This window comes from Rhizobium sp. SRDI943 (assembly GCF_057653695.1).
In genome coordinates, this window is the sequence record NZ_CM172787.1 from 1,400,370 (window position 1) to 1,422,494 (window position 22,125).

Annotated in this window: 18 protein-coding genes and 1 tRNA gene; 13 read left to right on the top strand and 6 right to left on the bottom strand. The window is 61.3% G+C overall.

The features are described 5' to 3' along the window. Positions 1-117: 117 nt before the first annotated feature. Positions 118-2,979 (bottom strand): Rne/Rng family ribonuclease, encoded by a 2,862-nt coding sequence (locus tag AC245Y_RS07065; RefSeq protein WP_012756994.1) that lies wholly within the window; start codon positions 2,977-2,979, stop codon positions 118-120. 624 nt (positions 2,980-3,603) lie between these two features. Here AC245Y_RS07065 and AC245Y_RS07070 point away from each other — a divergent pair. The 11 genes from AC245Y_RS07070 (at position 3,604) to dhaL (AC245Y_RS07120) (ending at position 18,335) form a co-directional block, all read left to right on the top strand. After that, complete coding sequence (locus AC245Y_RS07070; RefSeq protein WP_017993635.1) at positions 3,604-4,860, top strand: N-acetylmuramoyl-L-alanine amidase; 1,257 nt, start codon at positions 3,604-3,606, stop codon at positions 4,858-4,860. 360 nt (positions 4,861-5,220) lie between these two features. Continuing rightward, positions 5,221-7,680 carry a penicillin-binding protein 1A gene (locus AC245Y_RS07075; protein ID WP_017993637.1) on the top strand — a complete coding sequence of 820 codons (2,460 nt, stop codon included), beginning with the start codon at positions 5,221-5,223 and terminating at the stop codon, positions 7,678-7,680. Between the two features lie 103 nt (positions 7,681-7,783). Then, a protein-coding gene (prfB, locus tag AC245Y_RS07080) for a peptide chain release factor 2 (RefSeq protein WP_012756997.1) occupies positions 7,784-8,915 on the top strand; the annotation gives its coding sequence in 2 pieces (ribosomal slippage) (positions 7,784-7,852 and positions 7,854-8,915; 1,131 coding nt in all). Between the two features lie 319 nt (positions 8,916-9,234). Beyond that, on the top strand, positions 9,235-10,713 hold the full coding sequence (locus AC245Y_RS07085) for a sugar ABC transporter ATP-binding protein (protein WP_012756998.1): 1,479 nt from the start codon (positions 9,235-9,237) through the stop codon (positions 10,711-10,713). A 43-nt stretch (positions 10,714-10,756) separates the two neighbouring features. Beyond that, the gene (locus tag AC245Y_RS07090; RefSeq protein ID WP_011651405.1) at positions 10,757-11,761 is read left to right on the top strand and encodes an ABC transporter permease; all 1,005 of its coding nucleotides are present in this window, start codon (positions 10,757-10,759) and stop codon (positions 11,759-11,761) included. An 88-nt stretch (positions 11,762-11,849) separates the two neighbouring features. Beyond that, positions 11,850-12,836: a substrate-binding domain-containing protein gene (locus AC245Y_RS07095; RefSeq protein ID WP_012756999.1), complete on the top strand. Its 987-nt coding sequence runs from the start codon at positions 11,850-11,852 to the stop codon at positions 12,834-12,836. A 58-nt stretch (positions 12,837-12,894) separates the two neighbouring features. Further along, entirely contained in the window at positions 12,895-13,665 is a 771-nt protein-coding gene (locus AC245Y_RS07100) for an SDR family oxidoreductase (RefSeq protein ID WP_012757000.1), read from the top strand. 22 nt (positions 13,666-13,687) lie between these two features. Beyond that, the gene (locus AC245Y_RS07105) at positions 13,688-14,683 is read left to right on the top strand and encodes a dihydroxyacetone kinase subunit DhaK (protein WP_012757001.1); all 996 of its coding nucleotides are present in this window, start codon (positions 13,688-13,690) and stop codon (positions 14,681-14,683) included. Positions 14,684-14,698: 15 nt separating this feature from the next. Beyond that, positions 14,699-15,349 carry a dihydroxyacetone kinase subunit DhaL gene (dhaL, locus tag AC245Y_RS07110; protein ID WP_012757002.1) on the top strand — a complete coding sequence of 217 codons (651 nt, stop codon included), beginning with the start codon at positions 14,699-14,701 and terminating at the stop codon, positions 15,347-15,349. Between the two features lie 156 nt (positions 15,350-15,505). Further along, entirely contained in the window at positions 15,506-17,608 is a 2,103-nt protein-coding gene (locus tag AC245Y_RS07115) for a bifunctional sugar-binding transcriptional regulator/dihydroxyacetone kinase subunit DhaK (RefSeq protein WP_012757003.1), read from the top strand. A 61-nt stretch (positions 17,609-17,669) separates the two neighbouring features. Then, positions 17,670-18,335, top strand: coding sequence for a dihydroxyacetone kinase subunit DhaL (dhaL, locus tag AC245Y_RS07120; protein WP_012757004.1), 666 nt, complete (start codon positions 17,670-17,672; stop codon positions 18,333-18,335). Between the two features lie 59 nt (positions 18,336-18,394). Here the strand turns inward: dhaL (AC245Y_RS07120) and AC245Y_RS07125 are convergent, their stop codons facing one another. Genes AC245Y_RS07125 through AC245Y_RS07135 form a run of 3 tightly spaced genes read right to left on the bottom strand, consistent with a single transcriptional unit; the run spans position 18,395 to position 20,751 of the window. Continuing rightward, a complete protein-coding gene (locus AC245Y_RS07125; protein WP_017993641.1) occupies positions 18,395-19,423 on the bottom strand; it encodes an alpha/beta hydrolase family protein in 1,029 nt (342 codons plus the stop codon). A gap of 34 nt (positions 19,424-19,457) precedes the next feature. Continuing rightward, positions 19,458-19,973: a hypothetical protein gene (locus AC245Y_RS07130; RefSeq protein WP_012757006.1), complete on the bottom strand. Its 516-nt coding sequence runs from the start codon at positions 19,971-19,973 to the stop codon at positions 19,458-19,460. A 4-nt stretch (positions 19,974-19,977) separates the two neighbouring features. Continuing rightward, entirely contained in the window at positions 19,978-20,751 is a 774-nt protein-coding gene (locus AC245Y_RS07135) for an NAD kinase (protein ID WP_017993642.1), read from the bottom strand. Positions 20,752-20,909: 158 nt separating this feature from the next. Here AC245Y_RS07135 and AC245Y_RS07140 point away from each other — a divergent pair. Both AC245Y_RS07140 and AC245Y_RS07145 read left to right on the top strand, forming a co-directional pair. Further along, positions 20,910-20,985: transfer RNA gene (locus AC245Y_RS07140), tRNA-Thr, on the top strand. 232 nt (positions 20,986-21,217) lie between these two features. Further along, on the top strand, positions 21,218-21,637 hold the full coding sequence (locus AC245Y_RS07145) for a hypothetical protein (protein ID WP_017993643.1): 420 nt from the start codon (positions 21,218-21,220) through the stop codon (positions 21,635-21,637). Positions 21,638-21,666: 29 nt separating this feature from the next. Here AC245Y_RS07145 and AC245Y_RS07150 read toward each other — a convergent pair whose 3' ends face one another. Both AC245Y_RS07150 and AC245Y_RS07155 read right to left on the bottom strand, forming a co-directional pair. After that, positions 21,667-21,804, bottom strand: a complete 138-nt coding sequence (locus AC245Y_RS07150) for a hypothetical protein (RefSeq protein ID WP_017993644.1) — start codon at positions 21,802-21,804, stop codon at positions 21,667-21,669. Between the two features lie 64 nt (positions 21,805-21,868). After that, positions 21,869-22,027 (bottom strand): hypothetical protein, encoded by a 159-nt coding sequence (locus AC245Y_RS07155; RefSeq protein ID WP_003558513.1) that lies wholly within the window; start codon positions 22,025-22,027, stop codon positions 21,869-21,871. Positions 22,028-22,125: the final 98 nt, after the last annotated feature.

Genomic DNA, 22,125 nt, shown 5'->3' on the forward strand with positions numbered 1-22,125 from the left:
AGAGATACACATCCACGTCACGGCAGTTCAAGCTCGGCGACGATGTCATCGCCATAAACGAAAATCCGGCCGCGTCGCCGCGGCCGGATTTCAGTGTTTACGTCCAAAAATCAGCGTTCAGAAGAAGCCACGGCGCTGCCACCAGCCGGCTTTCTTCGGCTTGCCGTCATCGCCTTCGACATTCTCGACGCGGGTGGATTTCACCGTCGGCTCGGAGGAGGAGATGTTGGATTCGCGGTTGGCGCGAACCGGCTTTGCCTCTTCCTGAACCGATGTTTCGAGATCGGCGGAGGCTTCTACCAGTTCGGGTTCGGCCTCGACCGCAGGGGCCGTCTCTGCAACCGGTTCCTCAACCGGCGCTGCGGCCGGTTTGCGGCGGCCGCGGGCACGGGCGGGCTTCACCTCTTCGGTTATGACAGGCGCGCTCTCGACGGCTGCCATCGCGGCCTGGCCTTCGTCGGCCTGTTCGGCAATCGCCTCGACCGCTACGGCTTCGCTCGGAGCGCCGTCGTTCGAAACGTCGTCGCCTTCGTCCTCGTCGCCGCCATTGTCTTCACCGGCTTCGCCAGCCGTCAGTTCCGAACCATCCTCGGCGCGATTGCGACGGCCGCCCCGCTTGCCGCGACGGCGCCGCTTGCGGCGCTGCGATTCCTCGCTTTCGGCACGTGTCTCGGGCGTGGCTTCGGTGTTTTCATCACCTTCGCCACCCTCGTCGTCGCCGTCCTCATCCTCGTCGCCGGCTTCGCCTGTCGCTGATAGCGGCTGTTCGGCATTGCCGTTGCGGCCGCGGCGGCGCCTGCGGCGCTTCCGCTTGCGATTGCCGTCGGCTTCGCTTTCCGCGCGGGCCGCGACGGGCCGCTCGGAAACGGCCGGCTTTTCCTCGAGTTCCTCGTCTTCCTCCTCATCCACTTCGATGACGATGTCGTCGTCGTCATCCTCGGGAATGGCTGCGAAGTTGAAGAGGGTTTCAATCTTGACCGGGTTTTCCACCGGCTCGCCGCGATCGATCGCGAAATGTTGCGCGCCGACCGAGCCGTCCGCATCGATGATGATCGCAACGCCGAAGCGGCTCTCATAATCGATGATCGTTTGGCGCTTGTGGTTGAGCAGGTAGAGCGCGATGTCAGGCGTGGTGCGCACGGTGATGTTGTGCGTGGTGTTCTTGAGCAGATATTCCTCGATGCCGCGCAGGACATGCAGGGCGACGGAGGACTGCGAACGCACATGGCCGCTGCCGCCGCAATGCGAGCAGACCTGCGTCGTCGATTCGAGAACCGAAGCGCGGATGCGCTGGCGCGACATTTCGAGCAGGCCAAAATGCGAGATCCGGCCGACCTGGATGCGGGCACGGTCGTTCTTCAGGCATTCCTTCAGCTTCTTCTCGACGGCGCGGTTGTTGCGCTTCTCTTCCATGTCGATGAAGTCGATGACGATCAGGCCGGCAAGGTCGCGAAGGCGAAGCTGGCGGGCGACTTCGTCTGCAGCCTCCAGATTCGTCTGCAGCGCGGTGTCCTCGATCGAATGTTCGCGGGTCGAGCGGCCGGAGTTGACGTCGATCGAAACCAGCGCTTCGGTCTGGTTCATGATCAGATAGCCGCCGGACTTCAGCGTCACCTGCGGCTGCAGCATGCGGTCGAGCTGAGCCTCGATGCCGGAACGCGAAAAGATCGGATGGATGTCGCGATAGGGCTGAACCACCTTGGCATGGCTCGGCATCAGCATTTTCATGAAGTCTTTCGCTTCACGATAGCCTTCTTCGCCGGAAACGATGACTTCGCTGATATCCTTGTTGTAGAGGTCGCGGATCGAACGCTTGATCAGCGAGCCTTCCTCGTAGACGAGGCAGGGAGCGGTGGACGCCAGCGTCAGCGTGCGCACGTTCTCCCAAAGGCGCATCAGATATTCGAAGTCGCGCTTGACCTCCACCTTGGTGCGGTTGGCACCGGCGGTGCGAAGGATGACGCCCATGCCCTGCGGCACCTCGAGCAGGCGCGCGATTTCCTTCAGGCGCTTGCGGTCGGCAGGATTGGTGATCTTGCGGGAAATGCCGCCGCCGCGCGCCGTGTTCGGCATCAAAACCGAATAGCGGCCGGCGAGCGAGAGATAGGTGGTAAGGGCTGCACCCTTGTTGCCGCGCTCTTCCTTGGCGACCTGCACGAGCAGGATCTGGCGGCGCTTGATGACTTCCTGGATGCGGTACTGCTTGCGCGGCTTGCGCTGCACGCGGTCCGGCACTTCTTCCATCGCGTCTTCGGCGCCGACGGATTCGATGACTTCTTCTTCACCGTGATCGTCATCATCGTCGTCGTCATCGTGGCGACGCTTGCTGGTATCGACGTCCTCGGAGATCGAGTCGGTTTCCACCATCGCGGCCATCGCGCCGCCGGTCGAACCGTCATCCTCATTGTCGACGCTCGACGCGCCTTCGGCTTCGACGTCTGTGGGAACAGCGTCCTCGGTCGCGGTCGTTTCGGCAACCGGTTCGGCTGCCTTCTTGCGGCTGCGACGCGGCCTTGCCTTCTTGGCCGGCGCTTCCTCGGCGGCCTCGGGCGATGCCGCGGCCTCTACCGCTGCGGTCTCTTCCGTTACGGCAGCCGCTTCCGGCGCGATGCCGACATCCGGCTGATCCTGCTTGGAAAGATCGACCATCGGCGCGGTTTCGACATGCTCGACGTCTTCGTCGCGGCGATGCTCCTCGGCTTCGGCCCGAAGCAGCGCCTGACGGTCGGCAAGCGGTATCTGATAATAGTCGGGATGGATTTCGGCGAAGGCCAGGAAACCGTGCCGGTTGCCGCCGTAATCGACGAAGGCGGCTTGCAGCGAGGGTTCGACCCTCGTTACCTTTGCAAGATAGATGTTGCCGCGGATCTGCTTCTTGTGCTGGGACTCGAAGTCAAATTCTTCTATGCGGTTCCCGCGAACGACAACGACGCGCGTCTCTTCCTCGTGAGACGCATCGATAAGCATTTTGTCTGCCATGTAAGCTGTGCTCCTCGGCGTGGCCGCGAGAGCGCATTCCCGACTGCTGTTGAGACAGAAAGAATGCGGTCCACTGTAGCCGCGCCGGATAATGAAAGTCGCGCCTGATGCGAGGGGGAGGGCAGCAGCCAGACCGCAGCCGGAACCATTTCGGTCCGGGGCCTGTACACTTCAGATAAAACCTGCTGCGAAACCATCAACAACCAAGCGTGATCGACAAATACGAAGACCCGTTCGGGTCCGATGAGTTTGCTCCCTGAGAGCGTGGTGGCTGATCCACCAATGAATTCCGACAATAAGCCGGAAAATCAGGATCCAGTTCTAGGGATTAAGCGCATGAGACGGCGGACGATGACCGGTGTGGCGCCAGGTCCTGATCTGGCTGGCAGCCTTTGCGGCGACTCTATCCCGTCAACACTTTACCCTGAAATTCGTTGTATGTTTTCTGTGTCACAATAGCAAGGGAAAAGCCAAATGTGCCATAATATTGATGGATTTCGCAACGCATAGAAGCTGGGGATAAAGTGATCGCGATTCGGCAGGCTGCAGCGGGTGTTTCGTCACAGGGACGTTGGCCGCAGCCGCGTCGGGTCCATCGCAATACAGATAGGGTGTGGCGGTTTATTGTTTAAGAGGGCTCGGATCGCGGCGAAATCCGCAGCGCGGCGATCGACATTCGCAAGGCGGGTTCTGGCGGCGCTTCTGGTCGTTAGTCTGCTGCCGGCAGCTGCCAGCTCCGTCGAGGCCAAGGATCCGCTGCTTGCCTATGGCGCGCGCATCGTCGGCGACGACGCAAGGACCCGCATCGTCATTGATTTCGATCGCGAGCCGCGTTTCTCCGTCCACTATATCGCCAATCCGGAACGCATCGTCGTCGACTTGCCGGCGACCGCCTTCGGTTTTGCGGCGAAGGATCTTGCCGCCCGCGGCCTGTTCAAGGATATCCGCTACGGCAAGATGGACGAAGAGAGCGCCCGCATCGTGCTGACGACGACAGGGCCGGTGAAGCTGGCGCTTGCCAAGGTGCAGGCCGATGAGACGGGCAACGGCCATCGCCTCGTGCTCGATGCAGAGATGATCGACAAGAAGGCCTTTGCCGAACTGGTGAAGACGCAATCCTGGAGCGACCGGACTGAGGCGGCTCAGACGACGAGCGCCATTCCGGCACCGCAAAAGGCTGCGCCCGGCGATTTCGTCATCGCCGTCGACGCCGGCCATGGCGGCATCGACACCGGCGCGATCGGCGTCGACACCAAGACCGAGGAAAAGCAGGTGACGCTTGCCTTCGCGAAGGCCTTGACCGACCGGCTGAACAAGGAACCGGGCATCAAGGCTTTCCTGACGCGCGAAGATGACGAGTTCCTGTCGCTTTCGCAGCGTGTGCTGATCGCCCGCCAGAATCATGCCGGCCTCTTCATTTCGCTGCATGCCGACACGCTGAAGCAGAAGGATATCCGCGGCGCGACCGTCTACACGATCTCCGACAAGGCATCCGACAAGCTCGCCGCCGACCTTGCTGAACGTGAAAACCTCTCCGACCAGATCGCCGGCAAGGAGACGGTCGCCGAGCCGCCGGAGGTTGCCGACATCCTGCTCGATCTGACGCGGCGCGAGACGCAGGCCTTCTCGATCTCGCTGGCCGAGAGCGTGCTGAATTCTTTCAAGGATCAGGTCGGCACCATCAACAATCCGCACCGTCATGCCGGCTTCCGCGTGCTGCAGGCGCCTGACGTGCCGTCGATCCTTCTCGAGATCGGCTTCCTCTCGAATGCCGAGGACGAGAAACTGCTGCTCGACGAGGCCTGGCGCGGCAAGATCGCCGGTCTCTTGACCGACGCAGTCAAGCGATACCGCGCCGCCGTCATGGCGAATGGCGGCTGACGGCCGCCGCCTAAAGATCTGTAGCGGTTGCAGTACGGCGACATGCATGAAAACAAAGATTTAAGTGCGCCGCATGAATCAAATTCTGAGCAAGATACCTCAGATTGACGGCGGCGCCGGGCGTTGCTTGGATGTGACAGTTCTAATGAAACGCGGCCGCAGCGGTGAATGCGGCGCAGACAGCCCTATTTTGCTCACATTCACGCCGTTACTCCGGCTTATGTTTCGCAGCCTGAGGCGCGGAATTCGGCTTGTGGCGGTAGCGCTCATAGAGTAAGCCGCGCAACGTGCAAATTGCCTTGATCTGTGCAATCGTTGCGGCTGCGCCGATTGAAGATCGAAGAGACCGGTAGCTGAAATATGGTTAGACTTCTTGGATATTTCTTCGGAATGGCCTGCGTCCTGTTTCTGGTCGCGGCGGCGGGTATTGCCATCTATCTCGCCAATGTCGCGAAGGATCTCCCGGACTATGCCGTTCTGAACAGCTATGCGCCGCCGGTGACCACCCGCGTGCACGCCGGCAACGGCGCTCTGATGGCCGAATACGCCAAGGAAAAGCGTCTCTTCCTGCCGATCCAGGCTATTCCCGACCGCGTGAAGGCCGCTTTCCTGTCGGCCGAAGACAAGAATTTCTACAATCACCCGGGCGTTGATCTCACCGGTCTCGGCCGCGCAATCCTCGTCAACCTGCAGAATTTCGGTTCCGGCCGCCGCCCGGTCGGTGCCTCGACAATCACCCAGCAGGTGGCGAAGAATTTCCTTTTGAGCTCGGACCAGACGATCGACCGCAAGATCAAGGAAGCGATCCTCTCCTTCCGTATCGAGCAGGCCTACAGCAAAGACAAGATCCTCGAACTCTACCTGAACGAGATCTTTTTCGGCCTGAATTCCTATGGCATCGCCGGCGCAGCACTCACCTATTTCAACAAATCCGTCACCGAACTGACCGTCGCCGAAGCCGCCTATCTGGCATCGCTGCCGAAGGGTCCTGCCAATTACCATCCGTTCCGCCATCCGGAAGCTGCGCTCGAGCGTCGGAACTGGGTGATCGACCGGATGGTCGAGAACGGCTATGTCAGCCAGCCTGACGGCGAGGAAGCCAAGAAGCAGCCGCTCGGCGTCACCGCCCGCACCACCGGCCCCTCGCTCTTTGCTTCGGATTTTTTCGCCGAAGCCGTGCGCCGCCAACTGATCGACCAGTACGGCGAAAAGGTCCTTTATGAGGGCGGCCTTTCGGTGCGCACGTCGCTCGATCCGCAGATGCAGCTCGCTGCCCGCAAGGCGCTGCAGGACGGTCTGGTCACTTACGACGAGCGCCGCGGTTTCCACGGCCCGATCAAGCAGATCGATGCGAGCGGTGATTGGGGCAAAGCGCTTGCCGATATTCCCGCACTGTCCGATGTGCCGGAATGGCGGCTTGCCGTGGTACTCGCCGTATCCGACTCGAACGTCGACATCGGCCTACAGCCGGGCAAGGATGGAAGCGGCAAGGTTGAGGCCGATCGCCAGCGCGGCACGATCGACGCCAAGAACATGCAGTGGGCCTTCCGTTCGGCCGACGGCGCCCGCAAGACCACGAAATCGCCGGTCGGCGCCGTGTCCCCCGGTGACGTTGTCTATGTCGCAAAGCTCGGTGACAACGCGTCGACCTCCTATCGCCTGCAGCAGCCGCCGAAGGTGCAAGGTGGTCTGGTCGCCATGGATCCGAAGACCGGCCGCGTGCTCGCCATGGTCGGTGGCTTCTCCTACGCCCAGTCCGAGTTCAACCGCGCCACCCAGGCGATGCGTCAGCCGGGCTCCTCGTTCAAGCCTTTCGTCTACGCGGCGGCGATGGACAATGGTTATACGCCGGCTTCGGTCATCATGGACGCGCCGATCGAGATCGTCTCGGGCGGCCAGGTCTGGAGGCCGGAAAACTACGGCGGCGAATCCGGCGGCCCGTCTACGCTGCGTTCGGGCATCGAGCATTCGCGCAATCTGATGACGGTGCGCCTCGCCAACGATCTCGGCATGAACATCGTCGCCGAATATGCCGAGCGCTTCGGCATCTATGATCACATGCTGCCGGTTCTCTCCATGTCGCTCGGCGCCGGCGACACGACGGTGCTGCGCATGGTCTCGGCCTATTCGGTCATCGCCAATGGCGGCAAGCAGATCAAGCCGACATTGATCGACCGCATCCAGGACCGCTACGGCAAGACGATCTTCAAGCATGAGGAGCGTCTCTGCGAGGGCTGCAACGCCGGCGACTGGCAGAACCAGGAAGAGCCGAATATCGTCGACAATCGCGAAACCGTTCTCGACCCGATGACCGCCTACCAGATCACCTCGATGATGCAGGGCGTCATCCAGCGCGGCACCGCTGCCGGCAAGATCGATCTCGGCGGTCGCGACGTCGCCGGAAAGACCGGCACCACCAATGACGAGAAGGATGCCTGGTTCGTCGGCTTCACGCCGGATCTGGTCGCAGGCCTCTATATGGGCTTCGATACGCCGGCCCCGCTCGGCCGCGGCGGCACCGGTGGCGTCTTGTCCGCCCCGATCTTCAACGAATTCATGCAGGCTGCCGTCAAGGACACGCCGGAATCGAAGTTCGTCATTCCATCAGGCATGAACCTGATTTCGATCGACCGCAAGACCGGCATGGCGGCCGGCGAAGGCGATCCGAACACCATCATCGAGGCCTTCAAGCCCGGCACCGGCCCGGCCGACAGCTTCTCCGTGATCGGCATGGACAGCACCATGGCGCCGGAGGAAATCCTGAAGACTTCGCCGCAGGCGAACCAGGCCGTCCAGACCGGCACGCCCGGCCTGTTCTGACCGAGGGCCTGAATTTTATACGCCCGCTGCGGCCCTTTACATCCGCGGCGGGCGTCTCTATGTCACCAGCACCTGAAGAAGACCGAGACAGAGAAGCAGGAAAATGCGAGCGGAAATCGAAAACGTGGTCGATGAAACCAAGCAGGCTATCACCCTGCTGAGGAGGCATCTTTGACTGGGACCAAGCGATAAGACGGCTGGACTGGTTGAACAACAAGGCAGAGGATCCGAACCTCTGGAACGACGCTTCCGAAGCGCAGAAGCTGATGCGCGAACGCCAGCAGCTCGATGACGGCATCAACGGCGTCAAGCAGCTCGAACAGCAGCTGAACGACAATATCGAGCTGATCGAGCTTGGTGAGGAAGAGGGCGACCAGAGCGTCGTCAAGGAAGCCGAAGACACGCTGAAGGCCTTGAAGGCCGAGGCCGCGCGCCGCCAGGTGGAAGCCATGCTCTCCGGCGAAGCCGATGGCAACGACACCTATCTCGAAGTCCATTCCGGCGCCGGCGGCACCGAAAGCCAGGACTGGGCGAACATGCTTTTGCGCATGTACACCCGCTGGGCCGAACGCCAGCGCTTCAAGGTCGAGCTTCTCGAAGTCCATGATGGCGAAGAGGCGGGCATCAAGTCCGCGACACTGCTCGTCAAGGGTCATAATGCCTATGGCTGGCTGAAGACGGAATCGGGCGTACACCGGCTGGTGCGCATCTCGCCCTACGACAGCAATGCGCGCCGCCACACCTCCTTCTCGTCGATCTGGGTCTATCCGGTTGTCGACGACTCGATCCAGATCGAGATCAACGAAAGCGACTGCCGCATCGATACCTATCGTTCGTCGGGCGCCGGCGGCCAGCACGTCAACACCACCGACTCGGCCGTGCGCATCACGCATATCCCGACGGGCATCGTCGTGCAGTGCCAGCAGGAGCGCTCGCAGCACAAGAACCGCGCCAAGGCCTGGGACATGCTGCGTGCCCGCATGTATGAAGCCGAATTGAAGAAGCGTGAGGACGCCGCCAGTGCCGAAGCCGCTTCCAAGACGGAGATCGGCTGGGGCCACCAGATCCGCTCCTACGTGTTGCAGCCCTATCAGATGGTCAAGGACCTGCGCACCGGCGTCGCCAGCAGCGCGCCGGACGACGTTCTCGACGGCGACCTGAACGAGTTCATGGAAGCAGCACTTGCCCATCGCATCAGCGGCGCCGCCGATGCGGTCGTCGAGGATGTCGACTGATCGGATTGACGATAGATTGAAGTAACAAAGCCCCGGAGACGGGGCTTTTTTGTTTTGGAAGGCTGGCAAGTCCGGCGCGCTTCAGCGGCTCGATCGTCGAGGCGATCATAGCTCTGGTTCGGCGTAAGAACTTATCGTTTCACCTCGAGACGATGGCGGAAGGTCCGCTGAGCCGCCCTCGCATTTATATGTTCGACACTGACTTGACATTTGTCGAGTCGATGTCGAATAATGTCATTGTCGATATCGGGGCTGGAGATCACCGATGTCGATCGGCTCCCGCCAATCGGTTGCCGGTGCATGTGTGGAGGAGAAAAGGGTGGAGCTTTTGCTGGATGTGGAAGGGCTGAAGAAGTCCTTTGGTGGTGTCGCGGCATTGCGCGACGGCCGCTTCGAACTTCGCGCCGGCTCGGTCCACGCACTTTGCGGCGGCAACGGCGCAGGCAAGTCGACCTTTCTCAAGATCCTCATGGGTATCCATAATCGCGATGCTGGCTCGATCCGCCGTCGTGGCAAGGACGTAGACTTTGCCAGCCCCGCCGACGCGCTCGCCTCCGGCATTGCCATCATCGAGCAGGAGTTGAGCCCGGTTCCGCACATGACGGTAGCGGAAAACATCTATCTCGGCCGCGAGCCCTCGACACGTTTCGGCGGTATCGATTTCCGGACGATGAACCGCTCCGCCCAAGGGCTTCTCGACGATCTCGAATTCGATATCCGCGCCACCCAGTACATGATGAACCTCTCCGTTGCGCAGATGCAGCTCGTCGAGATCGCCAAGGCGCTAAGCCACGATGCCGAGGTCATCTTCATGGACGAGCCAACCTCGGCAATCGGTGAGAAAGAGGCTCAGCAGCTCTTCGCGGCCATCCGGCGCCTGAAGGGGCAGGGACGCGGCATCGTCTATGTCTCGCACCGGCTTTCGGAAATCTTCCAGATCGCCGATTCCTATACCGTGTTTCGCGACGGTGCCTATGTCGGCAGCGGAGACCTCAAGCAGATCAGCCGTCCTGATCTCATCCGGATGATCGTTGGCCGGGAACTGGCCGAGGAATATGTCAAGACCAATACGCCGACATCCGAAACCGGCCTCGAGGTTACGGCGCTGAGTTGCCCGAACAAGATCGAGGACATTTCCTTCTCCGCCCGCAAGGGCGAGATCTTCGGCATCTACGGGCTGATGGGCTCGGGCCGAACCGAGATCTTCAATTGCCTTTTTGGCCTCGAAAAATCCTCCGACGGCAGGATCGTCGTCGATGGTGCCCGCATCTCCGTGTCGAAGCCGGCGGATGCGATGGCAAATGGCCTGGCGCTGGTGACGGAGGATCGCAAGCTGACGGGCCTCAATCTCTCCGACTCCGTTCGCGCCAACATCTGTATGGCAAGCTTACCGGAGATGAGCCCTTCCTTTGCCATGAGCCGCCGTCGCGAGGCCGAGGCCAGTCGTCGGATCCAGGCGCAATTTCAGATCAAGGCCGCCCGTGACACCATGCCGGTCTCGGGCCTGTCAGGCGGCAATCAGCAGAAAGTGGTGCTCGGAAAATGGTTCCTGCGCAATCCGAAGGTGCTGCTCCTCGATGAGCCGACACGTGGCGTCGATGTCGGCGCCAAGCGCGAAATCTACCGCATCATCTGTGATTTTGCCGCGGCCGGCGGAACGGTCGTGATGATCTCATCGGAAATCGACGAAGTTCTGGGCATGTCGGACCGTATCATGGTGATGCGCGCCGGTAGGAGCGCGGGAATTTACAGCCGGGAGGAAACGGATGCCCAATCACTCGTCCACCTATCGACCTGATCAGGATCAGGTCATCCTTACGGCGCCAGAGGAGCGAGCAAGAGTGTCAGAGAGCGATGATAGCAATGCCGGCGGCTGGTTCAGTTCGGATCGGCGGCGGCTGTTGATACAGGAATACGGTATCTTTCTCGCTTTTCTGCTTCTCGTGGTGGTCCTTTCGTTCTCGAACGAGTTCTTCCTGACCGGCGGCAATATTTCCAATGTGCTCCTGCAGACTTCGATCAACGGCGTGCTTGCCATCGGCATGACCTTCGTGATCCTGACGCGCGGCATCGATCTTTCGGTCGGCTCCGTCGTGGCGCTTGCCGGCATTGTCAGCGCCAGCTTCTCGACGACCTCCGCTACGGCGGCGATCGCCGGTGCGCCCTATCCGGTGGCCATCGGACTTGCGGTCGGCATCCTGGTTGGCGTTGCCTGCGGCGCGATTTCAGGGGCGATCGTCTCGCGATTTTCCGTTCCGGCCTTCGTCGCCACTCTTGGCATGCTTTCGGCCGCGCGCGGCTTGACGCTGATCTATGGCGGCGGTCGCCCCGTTCCCGCGCTGACGCCGGCCTTCCGGTGGATCGGCACCGGCGACGTCTTCGGCATTCCGGCCCCCGTCATCATTCTCGCCGTCGTTTTCGCGGCTTCGTGGTGGATACTCAGCCGGACGCGCTTCGGCCGCTACATCTATGCCGTCGGAGGCAATCCGCATGCGGCAAAGACCTCCGGTATCGACATCGGCCGCATTCGTTTCACTGTCTATGTCATTTCCGGCGGTCTTGCCGGTCTTGCCGGCATGCTGCTCAGCGCCCGGACGGGATCGGCCCTGCCGCAGGCGGGCATTGCCTATGAGCTGGACGCGATTGCGGCGGTCGTCATCGGCGGCACTAGTCTGTCGGGTGGTGTCGGCCGGGTGACGGGCACGCTGATCGGTGCGCTCATCATCGGCGTCATGAACAACGGCCTCGATCTGATGGGGATCCAATCCTACTACCAGCAGGTCCTGAAAGGTGCCCTGATCGTCGGCGCTGTGATGCTCGACCAGAAGCGAACTTACGGGGCCTGAGCCCCATCGGAAACCGTGCCGGCCCTTGCCGGCCTGTTGCAGAGGCGAGCCATGTCGGCCGCTAAAACTTAAAGTGGAGGAGATTGAGATGAGAAAGCTTATGATTGCGCTCGCTTCGGCGACTGCTTTGCTGGCCTCGTCGGCCGTGGCCCAGGAAAAGATCAAGATCGGGGCAGCCCCTTACGGCCTCAATGCGGAGTTCATGCAGATCTGGGCGGCGGCGATGCAGGAGCACCCGGCCGTCAAGAGCGGGGAGGTCGAGCTGACTGTTTTCGACGGTCGCTATGACGCGTTGGTTCAGCAGGATCAGTTCAAGACGATGGTCACGCAGAAATACAATGCGATCATCTTTGCACCGATCGACGTCGATGCAGGCGCAGCAGCCGTACAGTCGGCGGTGGATGCCGGCATTCCGGTGATCGGTTCGAACACCCGCGTCAATTCCGACCTGCTGACCTCCTATGTCGGTTCCGACGATACCATCTCGGGCTACATGGAAGCCAAGACCGTCCTCGACAAGCTCGGCTGCAAGGGCAATGTCGTCATCCTCGAAGGCCCGGTCGGTCAGTCCGCACAGATCTCGCGCCTGGAAGGCAATAAGAAGGCGCTCGCCGAATGCCCTGACGTGAAGGTCCTCGAAGACCAGACGGCGAACTGGTCACGTGCCGAAGCGCAGACGCTGATGGAAAACTGGCTGACCGCGCATCCGAAACAGATCAACGGCGTGATCGGCCAGAACGACGAGATGGCGCTCGGCGCCATCGAGGCGATCAAGGCTGCGGGGCTCGACGAGAAGAGCTTTGCGATCGCGGGCATCGACGGCATCACCGACGCTCTTCGCGCCGTCAAGGCCGGCGAGATGACGTCGATCCTGCAGGACGCACGTGCACAGGCTCAGGGCGCTCTCGACCTGGCCATCTTCCACGCCAAGAAGGGCGACTACAAGCCGCAGTCCGATATCTGGGCGACCTACAAGGATATGCCGTGGAACGACGGCAAGGACAAGAACTACAATGTGCCGTGGACGCCGGTGACGGCCGACAATGTCGACAAGCTGCTCGCAACACGTAAATAATCCATTGTGTGGGGCGGGTGCGCCCGCCCCATTTCTCAGACAAGCCGGGAAAAGATCCATGACCGATTCAAAACAGATTGATCTGAATTTTTCGCTGGGCGGCAAGGTCGCCCTGGTAACGGGCGGCGCCTCCGGCATCGGCGATGCCATCGCATCGGCATTTGCCGCCAAGGGCGCGGTCGTCGGCGTGATCGACATCAATGAAACGGTCGCGAAATCCAAGGCCGACGCCCTCGGAAATGGCGCGAAATCCTTCGTCTGCGACGTTTCCAACCCGCAATCGGTGGAAGCCGTCATCGCTGCGGCGCAGGCGGCCTTTGCCCATATCGATATCGTCGTCAACAGCGCCGGTGTCGCCATGCTCGCCCCCGCCGAGGATCTCACCCTGGAGGCCTGGGACAGAACCATAGACATCAATCTCAAGGGAACGTTCCTCGTCTGTCAGGCTGTAGGCCGGGTCATGCTCAAGGCGGGCAGCGGCGGCAGGATCATCAATATCGCCTCGCAGGCCGGCACGGTCGCCATCGATCAGCACGTGGCCTATTGCGCCTCCAAATTCGGCGTCATTGGCCTTTCCAAGACGCTCGCCGCCGAGTGGGGGAAATACGGCATAACCGTCAATACGATTTCGCCGACGGTGGTTCTAACCGAGCTTGGAAGAAAGGCCTGGGATAACCCGCGCGGAGAGGAGCTGAAGAAGCGCATCCCGACGGGACGCTTCGCCTATCCCGAGGAGATCGCTGCGGCGGCGGTGTTTCTGGCATCGAGCGGCGCCGAGATGATCAACGGCGCGGATCTTCTGATCGATGGCGGCTATACCATTGTCTGACACGCGGAAAACAGGAGGAACCATGCAGCGGTTTATCAACAATCCGGACGAGGTCGTCGAGGATACGGTCAAGGGCTTCGTCAAGGCGCATGCCGATATGGTCAGGCTCGGCAACGGCAATCCGCGCGTCATCGTTGCGCGCCATGCGCCCGTCGCGGGCAAGGTCGGCGTCATCACCGGCGGTGGTTCCGGCCATGAGCCCGCCTTTATCGGCTATACCGGACGCAACATGCTGGATGCCGTCGCGGTGGGTGAGCTGTTTTCGTCGCCGACGGCCAAGAGTTTTCTCGATGCCGCGCGCGAGGCCAATGGCGGCAACGGCGTCGTCTGCCTCTACGGCAATTATGCCGGTGACAACATGAACGTGAAGATGGCGATCAAGCTTGCCGCCAAGGAGGGCATCACGATCGCGACCGTCGTCGCCAATGACGATGTATGTTCGGCCGGACCGGACGAGCGCGAGAAGCGACGTGGCGTCGCCGGCGAGATATTCATGTGGAAATGCGCAGGCGCCAAAGCGGAGCAGGGGGCGAGCCTCGAGGAAGTGCAGGCGACAGCGCAAAGGGCGATCGACAATTGCCGCTCCATCGGCATCGGCCTCGGTCCCTGCACGCTGCCCGCCGTTGGGCATCCCAACTTCCAGATTGCGCCGGGCACGATGGAAGTCGGCATTGGCCATCACGGCGAGCCGGGGGTCCGGGTCGAGCCGTTGAAGCCTGCCGCCGAGGTCGCACGCGAAATGGCCAGGATCGTTCTGGACGATCACGGCCTGGCATCGGGAACCGAAGTGGCCGTCATCGTCTCCGGCCTCGGCGCGACGCCCTTGAACGAGCTTTATATCCTTCACGACACGATCGAAACCGAGATTACCGGGCGCGGACTGAAAATCTACAAGACCTATATCGGTAATTACTTCACCTCGTTGGAAATGGTCGGTGCGACGCTGACCGTCATGGCGCTTGACGACGAGTTGAAGACGCTACTCGACGTCGATGTCCACTGCCCGGCAATGCCTTGATGGGAGACCAAGCGAATGCAGCAATTTGACAACGCTTCCTCAGGCGACATCGTTTTCTCGCTCGCGGATCGGATCATCGAGAATCGCGCTTATCTCAGCGAGATTGACGGCAAGATCGGCGATGGCGATCATGGGGTTAACATGGCCAAGGGATTTGGCATGGCAGCCGAACGGATCAAGGGCGCAGACATGTCGCTCGCCGAAGCTCTCGACACGCTCGGCACGGTGCTGATGACGGAAATCGGCGGGTCCATGGGGCCGCTCTACGGCGTCATGTTCATTCAGTTCGCTGAAACGATCGAAAAGGCTGCGCAGATCGATGCGGGGATGTTCAGCGCAATGCTGCACAATGGTCTTGAAGGTATTCAGGCGATCGGGTCCGCAAAAGTGGGCGACAAGACCCTTCTCGATGCGCTCGTGCCCGCCATAGAGGCGTTCGATCTGGCCAATAGCGACGGAAAGTCGTTTGCGGAATCGCTGAATGTTCTCGTCGCAGCGGCGGAGGCCGGCCGGGACAGCACCCGCGATCTGGTGGCAAGGATCGGCCGGGCAAGCAGGCTCGGCGAACGTTCGCTTGGCGTTCTGGATGCTGGCGCCACTTCCTGCGCGCTGATCCTCCAGTCGCTCGCGCTTGGCGTAGAGGCAAGGCTTCGGCCATCCGCATAAAAACAGCGGGTTTTGGTGAGAGCCCCGTGATCCTCCCGAGTATCACCTTTCCGGCTGCGTTGGCGGCCGGAAATCATTGTGCGGAGAATGTTGAAAACCGGAGCCTTTGCGCTCATCTTCGCGGGCGATTTGAACATCGCAGGGAAACCAGGAAGCATGACCGTCAAGACATCATCAGCGCGGAAGAACGGTAGCGTGCGAAACAGCGCTGACGATGCGTCGGAACCCATCCCGCTGCGGTTTGGCGATGATCCCTATGTCTGGGCCTGCTGGCTCTATTATGAGGACGGCATGACGCAGGGCGACATTGCCGATACCATGGGAATTTCGCGGGCAACGGTGAACAGCTATCTCGCCGATGCGCGCGCCCGCGGAATCGTCAATATCTCCATCGAGCCGGCGCGCCTGAGTTCGCTGACGATTGCTCAGGAGTTGAAACGGCATTTCGGTCTGCAGGACTGTCTCGTCGTTCCGAGCGACGACAATACCCGCCCGCTCATCGACCGTCTCGGGCGCGCAGGCGCTCAAGCGCTGCAGAGGCTTGTGAAATCCGGTGATACGCTGGCCGTCGTCTGGGGCCGCACGGTCATGGCGGTCGGTGAGCAGACCTCGATAAGTGGCCTGCAGGACGTCACCGTGGTCCAGGCAACCGGCGGAACCAGTGCGACATTCGCCTATACACCCGAACTTTGCGCAGCCGCCTTTGCCGATGCCGTGGACGCGCGGCTGATCAATATCGCAGCTCCGGCAATCGTATCCGCTCCCGATGTCCGCAATATCCTGTTGCGCGAGCCATTGATCGAAAGTCAGTTCGAGGCGCTTTCACACGCCAACAAGGTGATTTTCGGTATCGCCTCCATGCGCCCCAATTCGACCATCCATACCAGCGGATTCTTCGAATCGGTATCGTTGCAGCAATATCTGGCAAAGGATGCCGCAGGCATCGTCGCCGGACGTTTCATCGACGGGCAGGGCCGCCCGGTCGCGGGGCCGCTTGACGACCGCACGATCGGAATATCACTCGACATGCTGAAGAAGATCGGTCTGCGTATCGCTGTCGCCGGCGGTTTCGACAAGGTGCCGGCAATCCTCGCAGCCCTTCGCGGCGGCTATGTCAACGTGCTGATCACCGACGCCGCGACGGGTCGCGGCATCCTGCATGCGGACGGTGTGACGGAGGTCGACCAGAAGCTTTTACAGCGCCCGAGGGTCGAAATTGGCACGCCGCCGTCAGCGACCGGTTTTCGCACTCACATCAAGAAATTTCTGAACAACCCCGACGAGGTCGTCGAGGAAATGCTCTATGGCGCAGTGAAGGCGCACGCTGCCTATCTCGCGCCGGTCGACAGTTCTCGCCGTGCGCTCGTTGCCCGGACGGGACCGCGCGCCGGCAAGGTCGGTCTTGTGATCGGCGGCGGCACGGGACACGAGCCTGCGTTCTTCGGCTATGTCGGGAAGGGGCTTGCCGATGCCGTTGCTGTCGGCAATATCTTCTCGTCTCCGCCTCCCGGCCCGATCCTTCAATGCACCAGGGCGGCGTCCGGCGGAGAGGGTGTGCTTTTCGTCTACGGCAACTATGCCGGCGACGTCATGAATTTCGAGATGGCAGCCGAGATGGCGGCGGAGGAAAACATCGCGGTCCGCACGGTCGTGACGACGGACGACATCGCCTCATCGCCGCTGGAAGACAGGGAGGGCCGGCGCGGCGTCGCCGGCAATTTCTTCATCTTCAAGGTCGCCGGAGCGGCCTGCGACCGCGGGCTGTCGCTTGCCGCCTGCGAAACGGCGACGCGCAAGGCCAACGCACGGACATTTACGATGGGCGTTGCATTGGAACCGTGCTCGCTTCCCCAGACCCGTCGCCACAACTTTGAAATTGGCCCCGACGACATCGAGATCGGCATGGGCATCCATGGTGAACCCGGCGTCATTCGCGAAAAGATGATGACCGCCGATGAAATCACCGATCGGGTGATGGATCGCATATTCGCGGAAATGAAGCCGGCATCGGGCGACCGCGTCGCAGTATTGGTCAATTCCTTCGGCGCAACGCCGCTGATGGAGCTCTATATTCTCTTCCGACGTGTCGAGCAGCGGCTGAGTGCGAAAGGCATCGCGATAGAGGCGAATTGGGTGGGACACTATTGCACCTCGCTCGACATGGTCGGTGCATCCATATCGATCTTGCACCTCGATCAGGAATTGACGGAGTTGTTGCATCATCCTTGCGATACCGCGTTCCTGCGGGTCGCGAACTGAAGGTATAAGCGATGCGCCCGGCTGACACGGGCCGCATCCTGCTCGAACTGGGAGGATCATGATGTCGGAAAGCGCGGCGCGCCACCTTAGCAGGATGTTTCATCGCATCTCCGTTGCGATCACGGCGGAGAAGGACCGTCTCTCGGATCTGGACGGGGCTATCGGCGACGCCGATCATGGAATCACCATGGTGCTCGGCTTCACGGCGGTGAACGGGGAACTCGCAAAACTCGACCTCGATCACATGCTTCCATCAGAGGTGTTCACGTCGGCGGCGACAGCCTTTCTGAATGCCGTCGGTGCATCCACGGGACCGCTTTACGCCACGGCATTTCGCAGGGCTGCCCAGGTCCTGAAAGAGGACCAACACCTTTCAACCGCCGATCAGGCGGCGATCGTCGAGGCGATGACGGCCGGCATCAGGGAGCGTGGAAAGGGCCAGCGCGGCGACAAGACGATGCTCGATGCCTGGATCCCCGCGACCGAAGCCGCCGTCACTGCGCGGGCGCGGGCGGCCGGAAGCCTCGAAATGTGGACCAGCATATTGGAGGCGGCCGAAACCGGTGCGAATTCGACCCGTTCCATGGTTGCAACTCGGGGAAGAGCGGCCCGGCTCGGCGAGAGGTCGCTCGGACATATCGATCCAGGCGCGGCCTCGGCAGTCATCATCCTTCGCGCGATGAAGGAAACCTTCGCCGGTGACACTGTGAAAGAGCAGGATCGGTGACAGCATTTGCATGCAGGGTCATCTGCGCGGAGCAAATGCGTCTTACCGCCGGGGGCTCCTCAATTCGTCGTCTTTTCCGCGATGATGCCGCTGTCTTGAAACAGCGCTGCCGACAGATCGGCAATCTCTTCATGAACGGCTGCGCGCTCGATGCCCGGGGGATCGGTAAAGAGTTCTGCCGCAAAGGCAAGGCCGAGCGCCGTGCCCTCTGGCACGAAGACATAATGCCCAAGGCCGCCGCCGAAGATTTTAAGGACGCTGCGCCGCAGCCGCGCATGTAGCCACGACGAACATTCTTCGGCCGGTGCTGCCTTGTCGGCATCACCGACCAGGATAAGGGCGGGCGCATCGACAGCGTTCAGGCTTTCCTCGCTGAAACCGAGAACGGACCGACCCGGCGCGCAGATGAGGGCGGCCCTGATTCTGTCATCTCGGTAGGACTTCGACATCCGGGACCACGAATCGCGAAACACATCGCTGGTGCGCAGCAATGCCGGGATATGATCGGCAAGGTCGGGAAATTCTCTCGGTCCGCGCGCGCCACCCGGCTTCATCCTCGATGGTTCGAACTGCGAGAACTGGGCGATAGCGCCAAGCAGCAGCATCACGCCATAGGCTCCGGCCGAAAATCCGGCTGCGAAGACACTGTTCGTATCGATATGGCCTGAGAGATCGCTGAGCCACGCATCCCGGTGGTCGAGCATGTAGCTGAGATCAGGCGCCCGCTCCCAGAGGCAGGCAAAGCCTTCAGCGCGATAGGGCTCGATGCCGGTATTGCCGTGATGGCTGACGCCGAGCGCGGCAAATCCGCGATCGACCAGGCGTCGCGCCAGCCACTCCAGCCCGGCCGCGGATCCGCCGGTGCCATGCGACAACAGGACAAGGGGATAGGGCCTGGCCTCCGGCCGGATGGGTGCATCGCGGGCGACGGCCGCTTTCTGGAACCAGCTTCTTTCCGGTATATCGCTTTTCCGCGCGTCATCGGCGGCGGGGTACCAGAGGGACCAACTGATGGGTCTGGGTCCGGCGGCGTCCCAGTCCGACCTCTTCTCGTCGTAGAGGACGCCGTCGCGAAAGCCCAGTTTCATCTCTTGGATGCCCCCCTGAACAATTCCCAGCCGTTCAATTCGTCGCCTTCTCAACGGTGATGTCGCCGAATTCGTCGATCAGCACGGTCCAGCCATCCGGCTCCGCGGCGGGGTCGGTCTTCAGATAGACCGTGGCGAAGAGCCCCGGCTGCTTGATGATGCCGTTGGAATTCTCGGGGCGGATATCGGTCACGTAAGGCTTCAGGTCGCTGAACTCCTGCAACTCGATGGTCGAGGCGATCGCCGGGCCGGCCTCGGTCTGGGCAATCTGCTGCAGATAGACCTTCGAGGTTCTGTCCGGCTGGCGCACGGCAAAGAGCTTGTAGTAGCCGTGGCGCTGCGTCCCTTCTCCTTCGGAGCCGGCAACGCTCTCGGCGCCCGTCGGTGCCCGCTCGACATCAGGTGCGTTGCCGTCGTCCTCCCAATAGCCGGTGCTGGTCGCGAAAATCACCGATGCCGGCAGGAGGGCATCCTGCGCCGGCGCGGCCTGCGCTGTGATGCTCCATCCCGCAAGCAGGAGGCTGGTCATCAATATCCGTCGCATTGCCATCGTCTCAATCCTTGAACTGCTCGGCGAGAATACGGTCGGACCAGGAGCGGTCGGGATCAGAAAGAATGCGCGCCGTCACATGCTCCGACTGGGCGATGCGGATATGCAGCACCGACTTGACCTCGGTATTGTCGGCCACCGCATTCACCGGCCGCTTCTCCGGCTCGAGAATGTCGATATCGACGGTCACCTTGTTCGGCAGCAGAGCACCTCTCCAGCGCCGCGGCCTGAAAGCGCTGACCGGCGTCATGGCGAGCAGCGGCGCCTCGAGCGGCAGGATCGGGCCATGGGCGGAAAGATTATAAGCCGTCGATCCGGCAGGTGTCGCCACCATCAGCCCGTCGCAGATCAGTTCTTCCAGACGCACGCGCCCGTCCACCATAACCCTCAGATTCGCGGCTTGATAGGACTGGCGAAAAAGATAGACCTCGTTGATGGCGAGCGCCGTCGAGTTGGTGCCGTCGGCGTTGGCCGTCGTCATCTGCAATGGCCGGAAGACGTTTTCGACGGCGACGCAGATTCGTTCCTGAAGCCGGTCTGTACGATAGTCGTTCATCAGGAAGCCGACCGAGCCGCGATTCATGCCGTAAACCAGCTTGCCGGAGTTCATGGTGTTGTGCAGCGTCTGCAGCATGAAACCGTCGCCACCGAGCGCGACGATGACGTCGGCTTCGTCAGCCGGTACGTCACCATAGAGGCCAATCAACTCCTCACGCGCGGCAAGCGCCTCCGTCGTCGGTGAGGCGAGAAAGGAAAGCGTCTGAAATGAACGGCCCATGCAATGCCCTTTATGATGCTACCCTAGCTAAAGGATAAAGCCCTTGTGCGACAAGGGCGTTTTCTATCGCCAAGCGTTTTGAGCTGCAGCCGACCAGTCGACGCAGACACGGATTTCCCCTTTACAGAATCATAGAATCTGCTAGTTGGGCAATTATTGCCCTTGTAGCTCAGTTGGTAGAGCACCTGATTTGTAATCAGGGGGTCCCGGGTTCGAACCCTGGCGGGGGCACCAGCCTACGCTCCGTGAGCTTCGGCTCGGCGAGCCGAAGAGAGCAGCTAAGCGGAGGCTGTCGCGTCGTAGTTCCGTCAGGAACGAAGGCGGACTGGTTCCAGAATGCTCTGGTTGGCTGCACCATCTTTCCCCTACGATACCGCCTTCTAAACCGTAGCCTGGGTTCGACGTTGCTTCGATCGATCGCACCAGCAGACTTTTCAGACAGCACGTATCGTTTGATGAACCGCGTGTGAAGGGCTGCTTCACCGCCAATTCAGCCGCGTCCGCTTATCTTCGCCTCATCATCAACGAGGAAACAGCCATGAAGCTCGCACATCTCTTTCTCGCCGCAACCATTTCCGTCGGTGCGGCTTTCGCGTCCGTGGCACCGGCCGCCGCCATGCCGGGCGAGCGGCCGACGGTGTCGACGCAGGGCGATATCGTTCAAATTCGTGATGGCTGGCGAGGTGATCGCGACCGTGATGACCGTGGCTGGCGAGGCGATCGCGGCCGTGACAATCGTGGCTGGCGCGATGGGCGCGATTGGCGCCGATCCGACTGGCGCGATGATCGCCGTCACTCGCGGCGGTGGCGTGCCGAGCGTTGGCAGGAGCGCCGCGAGTGGCGCGATCGCGATCGTGGTATGCCGTTCTGGCTCTACCGCAGCTGACGATAAAGGCCCGGTCATCCGGGCCTTACTCATTGAGTGACGGGTTCGTTGACGCTCGCCTCTATCCTGTCGCCATTGCCGGTCTGTCCAGCGCCGGAGGGCGACATGATCGCGATGCTGAGCACGGAGACAATCATGAAGGCGACGACGGCGATCATTATACGCATAGGCGTTCAATCCTCGTTCGATTCCGGGATTAACGCATGATCGCCGTCCGCGTTCCTGCCAGTATTATTGTACCTGTCCCGGCGTCGCGGGGCCGGGCGCCGTCGGCGACAGGGGATCGGGCTGGTGGATTGGGTGCGATGTGTCCACCCAGATGATGCTGATGATAATCACGACGAAGACCGCGATGAAGAGGATACCGAAAATCAGCGGTCGAATGGCCATGATAGGGATCGTTCCTTCTTGCTTCTGAGCTGGTCGCTACAACCGGACATCGCCCGATCATAGTGCCCCGGGGCGTCATTCCAAGGCAAAAGTGGATT